Below are 13041 nucleotides of genomic sequence, written 5' to 3' on the forward strand. Positions count from 1 at the left end.
TTTGTTTTTGTCCAAGGTAGGTCGATGCCCCCCCGGTTGTAGCACCAAGTCTTGACGATTTCGCCTCAGCTATCAATCCCGAATTTTGACCTCAATCCAGATTGTTTTTCCGGCGTTTTGTAGTGTTTGGACGGCATTTTGCTGGGATTGACAGGGGCGGTGGCGGGCGGCAGGTTCGCCCACAACATATGGGGGCTGAAAATGGATGAACTGACGCCGCGTCAAGTACTAGACCACCTCGTGAGCTTCCCGACGGTGAGTCGCGGCAGCAATCTTGCTCTGATTGACTGGCTGGAAGCCTATCTCTCGGGCCATGGCATCGCGTCGCATCGGCATTGGAATGAAGACCGCAGCAAAGCCGCTTTGTTCGCGCATGTTGGGCCGTGGGTCGAGGCTGGCGTGGTGCTGTCGGGCCATTCCGATGTGGTGCCGGTGGATGGCCAAGCGTGGTCGTCCGACCCTTGGCTGGTGACCGAACGCGACGGCCGGCTGTATGGGCGAGGCACCTGTGACATGAAGGGCTATGTGGCGCTTGCGGTCTGGGCTTTGGTGCGGGCGCATCTGCAGGGCGTTCAGCGCCCCTTGCAGCTGGCTTTGTCCTATGACGAGGAGCTGGGCTGCACCGGTGCGCCGCCAATGATTGCCGCGATGCAAGCGGTTCTGCCGCAAGCCTCGGCGGCGGTGATTGGCGAGCCAAGCCGGATGAAGCTGATCCACGGCCACAAGGGCGGCACCGGCTATCATGTGCGTGTGAAGGGCTTTGAGGTGCACAGCTCGCTGCTGCCCTACGGCGTTTCGGCAATCATGGAAGGCGCGCGGCTGATCGGCTGGGTGAACGCCAAGAACGCCGAAATTCAAGCGAGGCCGATCACCGAGGTGGCCGCGACGTTTTATCCGCCGTTCACCACGCTGCATGTCGGCATGATCCAAGGCGGCACCGCGCATAACATCACGGCTGGCGATTGCACCTTTGCGGTCGAGATGCGGGTGGTGCCGGGCGAGGATTCAGACGCTTTGGCGGCAGAGTTTGAGGCCGAAGCGGCGCGGTTGGATGCCGCATTGAAAGCGGTGCGACCCGAAGCGGGCGTGCATCTGGAAAAGTTTTTCGGCGTGCCGGGGTTGCGGCCCGAAGTGGATGGCGCCGCCGAGATTTTGGTGCGGCAACTCACTGGGGACAATACCGTCGGCGTGGTGTCTTACGGCACCGAAGCCGGGCAATTCCAAGACGCAGGCTATTCGGCTGTGGTTTGTGGCCCCGGCGATATTGCGCAGGCGCATCAGGTCGATGAATATCTTGAGCTTTCCGAATGGGACGCCGGATTGCGCTTTATGCAGGGCCTGCTGAGGGAACTCGCCTGATGCAATTCCCGATCTCGGAAGCCAATAAACCTCGCTTTACCAGTGCCTTGCCTGCGACCTGTGATGTGGTGGTGCTGGGTGGCGGCGTGATCGGCGTGATGACCGCGTGGCATCTGGCCGAGGCCGGATTGAAGGTTGTTCTGTGCGAAAAGGGCCGCATCGCCGGCGAGCAAAGCAGCCGAAACTGGGGCTGGATCCGCCAGCAAGGCCGCGATCTGGGCGAATTGCCGATCATGATCGAGTCGCTGCGAATCTGGAAATCCCTCGCACAAGAATTTGGCGCGGGTCTGGGTTTTCGCCAAGAAGGCGTGATGTATCTCGCGCGATCCGAGGCCGAAATGCAGGGCTTCTCCGACTGGATGGTGCATGCCAAGGCGCATGGCCTTGATACTGAAATGCAATCGGCGGGGCAGGTGCAGGCGGCGATCAAGGGGGCCGAGGCACCTTGGCTGGGCGGGTTGCTGACGCCATCGGATGCGCGGGCAGAGCCTTGGGTGGCGGTGCCGATGCTGGCTGAAGGCGCTGTCGCGCGTGGTGCCACGCTGATCGAGGATTGCGCTGTGCGTCGCTTGGATCGGGCAGGCGGGCGGATTACCGGCGTCTATACCGAAAAGGGCCGCATCGCCTGCGATCAGGTGGTGGTGGCGGGTGGCGCGTGGTCGTCTTTGTTCCTGCGCGCCGAGGGCGTGATCATCCCGCAACTGGCGGTGCTGGCATCGGTGGCCGCGACTGAAACGATGCCCGAGGTCTGCGCCGGCAATGCCGCCGACGACCGCTTTGCCTTCCGCCGCCGTCTGGATGGTGGCTATACGATTGCGCCGGGGGCCAGCCATGATTTCTTCGTAGGCCCGGATGCCTTCCGGCATGTGTTAAGCTATATCCCAGTGCTGAAAAAGGATTTCACCTCGACCAAATTCCGCCCCGCAGCGCCGAAAGACTACCCCGACGCTTGGGGCATCAAGCGCAAATGGCAGGCCGATCAAGTCTCGCCGTTTGAACGTCTCCGGGTGCTGAACCCGGCGCCAAATATGCAAGCTTTGTCGGAGGTGCAGGATCATTTTGCAAAAGCCCTGCCACATCTGGGCCGCCCGAAACTGAAAGCCTCGTGGGCTGGAATGATCGACACCATGCCCGATGTGGTCCCCGTCATCGACCGGGTCGCCGCTATCCCCGGTCTTGTGATCGCCACCGGGATGAGCGGCCACGGCTTTGGCATCGGCCCCGGCATGGGCCGCGTGGTGGCTGATCTGGTGGCCGGTAAGACCGAGGCGCATGATCTGACGCGGTTCCGACTGTCGCGGTTCAGCGATGGCAGCAAGATCGCGCCGGGGCCCAGTTTGTAAGCGCCGCGCTGGCAGAAGCGGCGCACGCTCCGCGGGGAGTATTTCAGAAAGAGCAATGCCTTAAGGTCATCCTCTGTGCCCAAATATCCCCGCCAGAGGCATGGCAGAAGGATGCGTAGGGTGGGGGGGGTTACCCCACCGCTGCGTTCAATCACTCCGCCGCAATTTGGATCACGGGCTCCATCGCGGCAAGCACCTCTGCCGAGAGGTGGCACTTAAGCTGATGGCCGCCCGCCAGCACCTGAACGGGTGGCATCTCGATATCGCACAATCCCCCCGGCACCTGGGATTTCCAACGGCAGCGGGTTTGGAACGGGCAACCGGGGGGCGGGTTCATCGCCGACGGAATATCGCCTTCCAGCACGATGCGCTTGCGGATCACTTTGGTGTCGGCAATCGGCACGGCCGACAGCAACGCCTCGGTATAGGGGTGGTAGGGCGGTTGGAACACTTGATCGGTGGTGCCCATTTCCACCACATGGCCGAGATACATCACCATCACACGGTCGCTGAGGTAGCGGACGATGGAAAGGTCATGGCTGATGAACAGCAGGGTGGTTTTATTTTCTCGCTGAATGTCCATCAACAGGTCGGTGACGGCGGCTTGCACCGATACATCCAAGGCGCTGACGGGTTCATCGGCGACGACCACCTTGGCCCCCCCGGCAAAGGCGCGGGCAATGCCGACGCGTTGTTTCTGGCCGCCGGACAACTGGCGTGGCATCCTGTCGGCGAAGGCGCGGGGCAGTTTCACCAGGTCGAGCAGTTCCAGCATGCGGGCGTATCGTTCGGCGTCCGACTTGCCTTGCTTGAAAATCTCCAAGGCGCGGATGATCTGGCGGCCCACATTCATCGACGGGTTCAGCGTGTCAAACGGGTTCTGGAACACCATCTGCACCGAGGACACCGTGTTGGTGTTGCGCTGCTGGATCGGGGTGGATTGCACGTTTTCATCGAACAGCAAGATCGAGCCGCTGGTCGCAGTTTCAAGCCCCATCAGCACCTTGGCGAAGGTGGATTTACCGCAACCGCTCTCGCCGACGATGGCAAGGGTTTCGCCTTCGCGCGCCTCGAAGCTGAGGGTTTCGTTGGCTTTCACCACCTTAGCCGAGCCGCCGCCGAAGGCGCCTGAGGACACGGAATAGTATTTCCTCAGATCCTCCATCTTCAGCACAACTTTACCGATTGGAGTCTTGGGTTTGCTGGCCTTCAAGGTCATGGGGGCATCCCAGTCGATCTCGGTCCATTTTATGCAGCGGGTGGCGTGGCGGTCGTCACCCGGCACCGGGAACATCGGCACTTCGGCGGCATTGCAGCGGCCATCTTGGAAATAATCGCAGCGCGGGCCGAAGTTGCAGCCCTTCGGGCGCTCATGCGGCAAGGGGAAGTTGCCGGGGATTGCCACCAGCGGATGGCTGTTCTTGTCGGCACCGGGCAGCGGGATCGAGCGGAACAGGGCTTGGGTGTAGGGGTGGCGCATCTTATCAAAAACTTCGATCACATCGCCGGTTTCCACCGCCTCGCCGGAATACATCACGCAAAGGCGGTCGCAGACATCGAGGATCAGGCCGAGGTTGTGACTGATGAACAGCATCGAGGTGCCGTATTTATGGCCCAGATCCTTGACCAGATCGACGATCCCGGCCTCAACCGTCACATCCAGCGCGGTGGTGGGTTCATCGAGGATCAGCAGCGCGGGCTTTGACATAAGTGCCATCGCGATGACGATGCGCTGTTGTTGGCCACCAGACAACTGGTGCGGATAGGCTTGCAGAATGCGGTCGGGGTCGGGCAGGCGCACGTCAGCCACGATCTGGCGGGCGAGATTCCACGCCTCATCGCGCCCCATACCCTGATGGATCATCGGCACTTCGGCCAGTTGCGCGCCGATCTTCATCGCCGGGTTCAAGCTGGCCATCGGTTCTTGATAGATCATCGCGATTTCAGAGCCGCGAATGTGGCGCAACTCTTCCTCACCCATATGGGTCAGATCGCGGCCTTTGAACTTGATGGTACCATCGACGATGCGGCCATTCTTGCCCAGATCGCGCATCACCGCCAAGGCGACCGTCGATTTGCCGCAACCGGATTCCCCCACCAGCCCCATCGACTCGCCCGCCATCACTGAGCAGGAAAAATCCATCACCGCCGGGATTTCGCGCAGCCTGGTGAAAAAGCTGATCGAGAGGTTTTCGATCTCAAGGATCGGTTTGGTTGGGTCCCAGGTGGTGTCAGTCATGGCAGCCTCGCTTTGACGGGAGGGATAGGACCGGGGGCTAGCCCCCGGACCCCCAGGATATTTGAACACAGAGGATGACCAAAAGGGTCAGTCCTTCAGGCTTTCTTCGCGCAATCCGTCGGCCAGCAGGTTCAGGCCCAGCACAAGGCTCATCAACGCAAGCGCTGGGGTGATGGCGGGATGCAGATACAGCGACAACAGTTTGCGGCCATCGTCAATGGTGGAGCCCCAATCCGGGCTTTCTGGGCTAACACCCAGACCGAAGAACCCCAGGGTCCCGAGCAGGATCGTCGTATAGCCGATCCGCAGGCAGAAATCCACGATCAGCGGCCCCCGCGCGTTGGGCAGGATTTCCCACAGCATGATGTACCACGCAGACTCGCCCCGGGTCTGACCAGCGGCGACGTAATCGCGGGCTTTCAGATCCATCACGATGCCGCGCACGATGCGGAACACCGTGGGCGAGTTGACGAACACCACCGACACAAACACGTTCAGCAGGTTCGGGTCCATCGACCACACCCCAAGCGGGTCCAGGTTGAACGCAAGGCCAAAATAGGCCCAAAGCCCGATCACCAAAGTGATGCCGACATAGAGGTTGCGTTTGGGTGGGTTGGTGAAAAAGCGCGAGTTGAACAGGGTGCAAAAGAAGATCACCGGGAAGATGAACAGCACCGCCGCCAGCACCACAGGAATACCGGTATTGCGGATTTCGGGGGTGACCAGCAGGTAGAACAGCAAGATCACCGGGAAGGCCAGCACGAGGTTGGCGAGGAACGACAACACCGTATCCAGCTTGCCGCCGAAATAGCCCGCAGGCAGACCCAGCGTCGCGCCCATGATGAAGGCAAAGGTGGTGGCGGCGGGCGCAATCGTCAGCACCCGGCGCGCGCCCATCACCACGCGGCTGAACACATCGCGGGCGAGATGATCGCCACCCAGCAGGAAATAGGCGTATTGGCCGTCTTTGGGATCAACCAGCGGCGTGCCGGGCAGCGGGTTCTTCACCCGGCCAAATTGCGCGATCGGGTCCAACGTGATGATGAAATCGGCGAAAATCGCGGTGAAGACCCAGAACATCACCAACAAAAAGCCGACCATGCCCACCGGGCTGTCGAACAATTTGCCGTAAAGCCCCAGCTTGCGCTTGTAGCGGATCGACACGGTGAAGGTGATGATCAGCGCGATCCAGACCGGCAGAAACTGCTGCAGGATGCGGGCAATGATCTGGCCCCATGAGAGGAGTTCGGTGTTCATTCTTGCCTCATGCCAGCCGGATACGGGGGTTCAGGAATACATAGCCAATGTCTGAGATCAGCTGCGTGACCAGAACGACGAGGACCGCGACCACCGAACAACCCAAAAGCAGGTCGATGTCATTGTTGCCAGCGGCTTGCACCAGCGTCCAGCCGAAGCCTTTGTAGTTGAACAAAGCTTCGGTGATCACCACGCCATTCAGCAGCCACGGGAATTGCAGCATGATCACGGTGAAGGGTGCGATCAAGGCGTTGCGCAGCGCGTGCTTCAGCACCACATCGCGGAACCTGACACCTTTCAGCCTTGCAGTGCGGATGTATTGCTGGGTCATCACTTCGGTCATCGAGGCCCGCGTCATCCGGGCGATATAGCCGATGCCGTAAAGGGCTATGGTCAGCACCGGCAGAGCGAAGTTCCAGAACGTGATGCCGTCCATGGCGGAGGTCGCAGTGCCCAGAAACAGCGTCCTGCCGCTGATCCAACCCCACTCATTCAGGATCGGTGAGATACCTGCGGTGGCCGAGGCGAAGATTGCCACCAAGATCACGCCCGAAACATATTCCGGCGTCGCCGTGGTGGCGATGGCGATGATTGACAGGCTGCGGTCAAGCCGCGAGCCTTCGCGCATCCCCGACAGCACCCCCATGATCAACGATACCGGGACCATCACGATCATCACCCACATCATCAGCCAACCGGTCGAGCCCAGTTTTTGCAGCACCGATTCCAACACCGGCTTTTTGAACACGGTGGAAAAGCCCCATTCGCCCTGCAACACGCCGCAATAGTTGGGGGCGGCGGCCGGATCGCTGCCCGCCGCGATACAGCGGCCGCGCGTGACACCCTTTTCATCGGTCAGGGTCCAACCGGGGGCAATGCCGATCCACTCCGCATAGCGGCCAAACACCGAACCGCCGTGGCCGTTGCCAACGATCCAATCGGCCACCGCCTGATCGGTCATCCGCACCGAGCCTTCGGTGCGCGCCAGTTTTTCAAGGTTGGGTGGCAAGTTTGTCAGGTAAAACACCACAAACGTCAGCGCCAGCGCAGTCAAGACCATGACGCCTAAGCGCCTTGCCACGAATTTCAACATCAATGGTTCCCCTCTGCGCCAAACGACGGGCCGCTAACTGTGCGTTGTTGCCTGCGTTCAGTCTTTTATAAGTCCGGGTCGAGTGTAGTCGGGACGAGAAGGTCCGGGCACGCGGAGCGCGCCCGGACCATGATCAGCTTAGGACAGCGACCACTTGTAGTGGTGATGCTCGAACGACGGGTGCATGTCGACGTTGACACCTTCCTTGGCGTGGCGGAACAGCGAGCGCCAGTACGGCTGGATGATATAGCCTTCGTCTTGCAGGATCGTCTCCAGCGTCACCATGACTTCGCGGCGGGCATCGGCGTTGTCCAACGACAAAGCCTTGGTCATTGCGGCATCGAAATCCGCGTTCGCCATGCCGGATTCGTTCCACGACCCGGTCGAAGTATAGGCCAGCGACATGTTCTGCACGGCCAGCGGACGGTGGTTCCAGGTGGTCGAGGAGAACGGGTATTTCTGCCAGTCGTTCCAGAACGTCGAGCCCGGCATCACGGTGCGCTTCACAGTCGCCCCTGCGTCGCGCAGCTGGGCTGCGACGGCATCGGTGGTGGCGGCTTCAAAGCCGTCGTCCAGCGAGATGATTTCAAACTCTGTCGTGTCCAGACCAGCGGCTTTCAGCGCAGGCATCAGGCCAGCCGGATCGATCACTTGCGCCGGGATCTGGGCGTATTCCGGGTGAATCGGGCAGGCGTGGTGGTTTTCTGCGGTGGTGCCCAGACCGTTATAGCCCAGTTCCAGCACAACTTTCGGATCAACCGCTTTCTGGATCGCCTGACGCACGGCTTTATCTTTGTAAAGATCTCCGTTGGCCGAGTTCATCCGCACCACGATGGTCGAGGCGGTGACAGCTTCGATTTTCTTCCAGCCCAGACCATCCATCTGCTCGATGAAATCGCCAACGGTCTCATAGTTTGTGTCGATTTCTTCCGAAGACGCCAACTGGACCATCGCAGACGGATCGGTGCCGAAGTCGATGTAGTGGACTTCATCCAGCGGAGCCATGCCACCCCACCACGTGTGGTTCGGTGCGCGCACCAGCACAACCTTTTGCCCAACCGAGACTTCTTGCGGGATGTAAGGCCCGGTGCCAATCGCGTTGGTCGCAGGGTCAGACCCGTCAACATAAGAGCTGTGCACAACAGCCGCAGGATAGTCGGCAAGGTTGGCCACAACGGCAATGTCCGGGATCGACATTGCCAGCTTGACGGTGGCATCATCAACTTTAACTACCGCGCCGTCGCGCAGTTTGCTGACCATTACAGCCGCGCCGGCTTCATCCATCTTGTCGGTGCCATCGGCGTTCTTCGCAGCAACCGACTCGATCAGACCCGCAAAGCGCGAGGCCATTGCGTTGCCTTCAACCGAACCATCGGTCCAGCGGCCAAACATCCGCACCACATCATCGGCGCTGAACGCGTCGCCGTTGTTCCACTTGACGCCCTGACGCACCTTCAAGGTGTATTCGGTGGCATCCGCATTGGCTTCCCAGCTGTCCAGCAGGCGGCCTTCAAAGCTGCCGTCGGCGTTGTACTGGATCAGATATTCCAGCCAGCCGCGATAGACGTTGGCGATCTGCGGCCAATCCGCGGTGCGCGGGTCTTTCTGCGCTTTGACTTCCATCGCGCAGCGCAGAATGCCGCCAACCTTGGCTTCTTGTGCCATTGCCGGGGCTTTCAGCCCGAGCAGGCCATAAGCCGCAGCGGCGGAAACGCCCAAAGCGGTGGTGCGCGACAAAAACTCACGACGGCTCAACTTGCCATCCTGAACTTCTTGCGCATGCATGTAAGCAGCCGGGTGCAAGGCGCGCTCGGTGGTGCGGGTATCGGTCATCGGTATCTCCCTGTAAGGCTATAAGCCTTTACGTTTTTTTGGCCGTTTCTACTCTGGCGCTGCGCTGCAACCGATGCGGCTTTCGGTGGCCCATCCCCACGACGGGCACCCGAAACTTCCGCAATGGCAGTATAACGCTTCACTCACACATTCGGCACCTTTTCCGCCAATTCGTCAACGGCTTGATTCGCCCTTGAGTATAACGTTAGCGACATTTTCATGCCGGAAACAGGGTTCAAACAGCTGCAAAATACAACATGGCCCTGACATCCACCCGGCATACAATGGTGTGCCACGATTTCCGCCCTGTGCGGAACGTTGTCCGCCATTGCGGACGAATCGTTGTAAATGCTCTGGCTGTGCCTGCGGTGCTGCGATTCGATTAGACCGCGCGGCGAAACGCACTTGGCGAAGACCCGGTCAGATGGGCAAACGCGCGGGTGAAATAGGCAGGCGAGGTAAAGCCAAGGCTGGCGCCGATTTGCCCCACAGGCAGCGTGGTTTCCGTCAGCAATTTTCGCGCCTCAAAGATCCGGCGATCCTGCAACAGATCAATCGCCGAGCGCCCGCACGTCTCGCGGCAGCAGCGCGTCAGATGGGTGGCGGTGACGCCCAGATCGCAGGCAAGCTCGCCCACGCCGCGGCCACGGCGAAATTCTTTCTCCAGCAGCGCGGTGAAGCGTCCGACCAAGCGTTTGGCCGCATCCGGGCGCGGGGTCTCTGTGCTGGCTTTGCTGGCTTGGCGTTCAATCCAAACCCCCAACAACCCAAGATAATGCCGCGTCGCGCGATCATGCGCCGGGGTGTCGCTGTCCATCTCACGCTGGATCATGTCCAGCATGACATTGACCTCTTGTTGTGCATGCACTTCGCGGATGCGCAAATGTTGCGGCTCGTCGGGCAATGTGACGGTCGAGTTTTTGCCGAAAAACACCGCCGTGCCAAACACTTGTGGGCCAACTTCAAAGCCATGCATCACGCCGGGCGGAATATAGATCGCATTGTTGGCGGTATAGCCTCGGGTCTGGCCTGCGATGGTGATGCGGCCTTGGCCCTTGGTGAACCACAAAAAACAGCCCTCCGACAACGATCGCATCGCCTCGACCCGCCAACGCCCGCCCGCCGCCAGACGCGGAATCGCGACCAGCCGCATTTGATCGGTATCGGGGCCAGATTTCGCGGCAGATTTCGGGAGAGTCTTGAGGTCAGTCTTGGGCGGGGAGGTCTTCATGATGCGCTGCCTGCATTTGTATTTTTCCAACATGTAGCCGAGGGTTGCAAGACAACCAAAGCAAAAAGATGGCTGACGGCGAAAGTTATCCACAGGGCGCGCGGAAAGCTGTGGAGAACTCTGTGGGCGAAAGCCAAGCGCCTAGGGCAGGGTGATTTCGCGCCAGTGTTTCATCCGCGACCGGAACCAAGTGCGCTGCCGTTTGGCATATTGGCGGCTAGCCAAAGTCGCGGCCTCGGCGGCCTCACTCAGCCCGATCTCGCCACGCAAATGGGCCACCAACTCTGGCGCGCCAATCGCTTTCGCCCAAGCCTGCGCAGGCTGCCAGTGGGGCAGGGTGGCGCGCACCTCGTCCAGCGCGCCCTCGGCCAGCATCCCGGCGAACCGCCGCGCGATTCGGGCATCGAGCCAAGCCACATCGGGCCGGATCACCAGCGCCTCGACGCCCGCAAGCGGCAAGATCGCAGGCCCGGTTGCATCCTGCCACGCGGCCAAACCTCGCCCGGTGCTCGCCTGCACCTCCCAAGCCCGCTGCACGCGAGCGGGGTTCAACGGATCAATCCGCGCCGAAGTATCTGCGTCCAACTCGCACAGCAGTGCCGCAATGCCCTCCGCCGCCAACCGCTGATCCGCCAGCGCCCGCACCGCCACCGGAGTCGCGGGGATATCACTTAACCCTTCGGTCAAAGCGCTGAAATAAAGGCCCGTGCCGCCGACAATCACCACCGGGCGATCCAGCAGCGCTTGCACTTCCCGCAGCCAATGCCCCACAGAATAGGCCTGATCGCGCGCCACATGGCCATAAAGCGCATGGCTTGCCACCGCCTCATCCGCCAGCGATGGCCGCGCCGACAGCACCCGCCAGCAGCCATACACCTGCAACGCATCGGCATTGACCACCACGCGGCCATCCCGTGCCGCAAGTTCCAGCGCCAAAGCCGATTTGCCACTCGCCGTAGGCCCGGCAATCAACACCGGAGCCTCGCGCGAAATTCGGCTCAAATCAAAACCCACGTCAGCCCTTTCACATTGGCATAAATACTCCGCAGCGGTTTGAGGGGGTGAAACCCCCAAGCGTCCAGCGCAGCAAACCGACGCCTCATGTCGCTTCCCCCGTTGAACCTGCCCCCGTTTTGCGACATTTTAGCCGCCAGTCAATCCAGCCCGTCCATTCCTGCCCTTAAACCAAGGATACCCCATGTCTCACCGCAGCGAGCCAAAAGTGACCTACAAGCGGGTCATGCTGAAAATCTCCGGTGAGGCGCTGATGGGCGACCAAGGCTATGGCCTGCACCCGCCCACCGTGCAGCGCATCGCCGAGGAAGTGAAATCTGTCCGCGATCTGGGCGTCGAGATCTGCATGGTGATCGGCGGCGGCAACATTTTCCGCGGTCTGGCAGGCTCTGCCCAAGGCATGGAGCGCACCACCGCCGATTATATGGGCATGCTCGCCACCGTGATGAACGCGCTTGCGATGCAGTCCGCGCTCGAATCGATCGGCGTGTTCACCCGCGTGGTATCCGCCATCCCGATGGATCAGGTCTGCGAGCCCTATATCCGCCGCCGCGCCGTGCGCCACCTTGAGAAAAAGCGCGTCTGCATCTTTGCGGCTGGAACGGGGAATCCTTATTTCACCACCGACACCGCGGCTACTTTGCGCGCCAATGAAATGGCCTGCGAGGCGATCTTCAAAGGCACCAAGGTCGATGGCGTCTATGACAAAGACCCCAAGAAATACCCCGATGCCAAACGCTATGACAACGTGACCTACGATGAGGTGCTGCAAAAGCACCTTGGCGTGATGGATGCATCCGCCATCGCCTTGGCCCGCGACAACGACCTGCCGATCATCGTGTTCAGCTTGGATGAGCCCGGCGGTTTCAAGGGCATTCTGGCGGGGCAGGGCACCTACACACGGGTGCATGGCTGAATCCGGCTTGACCAAAAGGTGGTGGGGGGGGAAACCCACCGCGCCTGCGCCAAAACCCTATACCTGCCAAACCACTTGCTGTTATAGAACGGCAAAAGCCTTGGTTTGGGCAAGAAGACACGAAGGAAGACCCTATGTCGGACGATCTAGAAATTGACCTCGACGCGATCCAGCGCCGGATGGACGGTGCGATGAACTCCCTGAAGGTGGAATTCGCCAGCCTGCGCACTGGCCGCGCTTCGGCCTCGATTGTCGAGCCGATCATGGTCGATGCCTACGGCCAGATGACCCCGATCAACCAGTTGGGCACCGTCAACGTGCCGGAACCCCGCATGGTGGTGATCAACGTCTGGGATAAGGCGATGATTTCCAAGGTCGAAAAAGCCATCCGCGAATCTGGCATCGGCATCAACCCGGTCACCGACGGCCCGCTGATCCGGCTGCCGATTCCCGAGTTGAACGAAGAACGCCGCAAGCAGCTGTCCAAAGTCGCCGCAGGCTATGCCGAGAACACCAAAGTCTCGATCCGCAACGTCCGCCGCGACGGCATGGATCAGATCAAGAAAGCCAAAGCCGCTGGCATGGGCGAGGATGACCAAAAGATGTGGTCGGACGAGGTGCAAGTGCTGACCGACAAAGCCATCCTCGCGGTTGACCGGGCGCTGGAACACAAACAAGCCGAGATCATGCAGGTTTAACGCCTTGGCGCGCAGGCCAACTGCGCGCCACATTCTGTACAAATTTCCAGCCCATATT

The 13041-nt window shown here is 60.6% G+C and carries 10 protein-coding genes; 4 read left to right on the top strand and 6 right to left on the bottom strand.

What is annotated here, in order from left to right; all coding sequences use genetic code 11:
* Positions 1-201: 201 nt before the first annotated feature.
* Positions 202-1359, top strand: a complete 1158-nt coding sequence (argE, locus tag Q7V03_RS09740; protein WP_304925404.1) for an acetylornithine deacetylase — start codon at positions 202-204, stop codon at positions 1357-1359.
* A complete protein-coding gene (locus Q7V03_RS09745; RefSeq protein ID WP_304925405.1) occupies positions 1359-2702 on the top strand; it encodes an FAD-binding oxidoreductase in 1344 nt (447 codons plus the stop codon). Before argE ends, Q7V03_RS09745 begins: the two co-directional genes overlap by 1 nt.
* Before the next feature lie 151 nt (positions 2703-2853).
* Here Q7V03_RS09745 and Q7V03_RS09750 read toward each other — a convergent pair whose 3' ends face one another.
* From Q7V03_RS09750 to miaA, 6 genes are all read right to left on the bottom strand, one after another.
* Positions 2854-4941, bottom strand: coding sequence for an ABC transporter ATP-binding protein (locus tag Q7V03_RS09750; RefSeq protein WP_304925406.1), 2088 nt, complete (start codon positions 4939-4941; stop codon positions 2854-2856).
* 87 nt (positions 4942-5028) lie between these two features.
* The gene (locus tag Q7V03_RS09755) at positions 5029-6198 is read right to left on the bottom strand and encodes an ABC transporter permease (protein WP_304925407.1); all 1170 of its coding nucleotides are present in this window, start codon (positions 6196-6198) and stop codon (positions 5029-5031) included.
* A gap of 7 nt (positions 6199-6205) precedes the next feature.
* Positions 6206-7291: an ABC transporter permease gene (locus Q7V03_RS09760; protein ID WP_304925408.1), complete on the bottom strand. Its 1086-nt coding sequence runs from the start codon at positions 7289-7291 to the stop codon at positions 6206-6208.
* Positions 7292-7429: 138 nt separating this feature from the next.
* A complete protein-coding gene (locus Q7V03_RS09765) occupies positions 7430-9124 on the bottom strand; it encodes an ABC transporter substrate-binding protein (protein WP_304925409.1) in 1695 nt (564 codons plus the stop codon).
* 382 nt (positions 9125-9506) lie between these two features.
* Complete coding sequence (locus Q7V03_RS09770; protein ID WP_304925410.1) at positions 9507-10355, bottom strand: AraC family transcriptional regulator; 849 nt, start codon at positions 10353-10355, stop codon at positions 9507-9509.
* 141 nt (positions 10356-10496) lie between these two features.
* Complete coding sequence (gene miaA / locus Q7V03_RS09775) at positions 10497-11357, bottom strand: tRNA (adenosine(37)-N6)-dimethylallyltransferase MiaA (RefSeq protein WP_304925411.1); 861 nt, start codon at positions 11355-11357, stop codon at positions 10497-10499.
* Between the two features lie 196 nt (positions 11358-11553).
* Here miaA and pyrH point away from each other — a divergent pair, with 196 nt between their 5' ends.
* Both pyrH and frr read left to right on the top strand, forming a co-directional pair.
* The gene (gene pyrH, locus Q7V03_RS09780; RefSeq protein ID WP_304925412.1) at positions 11554-12285 is read left to right on the top strand and encodes a UMP kinase; all 732 of its coding nucleotides are present in this window, start codon (positions 11554-11556) and stop codon (positions 12283-12285) included.
* Between the two features lie 134 nt (positions 12286-12419).
* A complete protein-coding gene (frr, locus tag Q7V03_RS09785) occupies positions 12420-12983 on the top strand; it encodes a ribosome recycling factor (RefSeq protein WP_304925413.1) in 564 nt (187 codons plus the stop codon).
* Positions 12984-13041 lie beyond the last annotated feature (58 nt).

The organism is Cypionkella sp., from assembly GCF_030652235.1.
GTDB lineage: Bacteria > Pseudomonadota > Alphaproteobacteria > Rhodobacterales > Rhodobacteraceae > Cypionkella.

Bases quoted from the DNA above. Each gene is read 5' to 3' on its own strand.
- argE (WP_304925404.1), top strand. From the start codon at position 202: ATGGATGAACTGACGCCGCGTCAAGTACTAGACCACCTCGTGAGCTTC.
- Q7V03_RS09745 (WP_304925405.1), top strand. From the start codon at position 1,359: ATGCAATTCCCGATCTCGGAAGCCAATAAACCTCGCTTTACCAGTGCC.
- Q7V03_RS09750 (WP_304925406.1), bottom strand. From the start codon at position 4,941: ATGACTGACACCACCTGGGACCCAACCAAACCGATCCTTGAGATCGAA.
- Q7V03_RS09755 (WP_304925407.1), bottom strand. From the start codon at position 6,198: ATGAACACCGAACTCCTCTCATGGGGCCAGATCATTGCCCGCATCCTG.
- Q7V03_RS09760 (WP_304925408.1), bottom strand. From the start codon at position 7,291: ATGTTGAAATTCGTGGCAAGGCGCTTAGGCGTCATGGTCTTGACTGCG.
- Q7V03_RS09765 (WP_304925409.1), bottom strand. From the start codon at position 9,124: ATGACCGATACCCGCACCACCGAGCGCGCCTTGCACCCGGCTGCTTAC.
- Q7V03_RS09770 (WP_304925410.1), bottom strand. From the start codon at position 10,355: ATGAAGACCTCCCCGCCCAAGACTGACCTCAAGACTCTCCCGAAATCT.
- pyrH (WP_304925412.1), top strand. From the start codon at position 11,554: ATGTCTCACCGCAGCGAGCCAAAAGTGACCTACAAGCGGGTCATGCTG.
- frr (WP_304925413.1), top strand. From the start codon at position 12,420: ATGTCGGACGATCTAGAAATTGACCTCGACGCGATCCAGCGCCGGATG.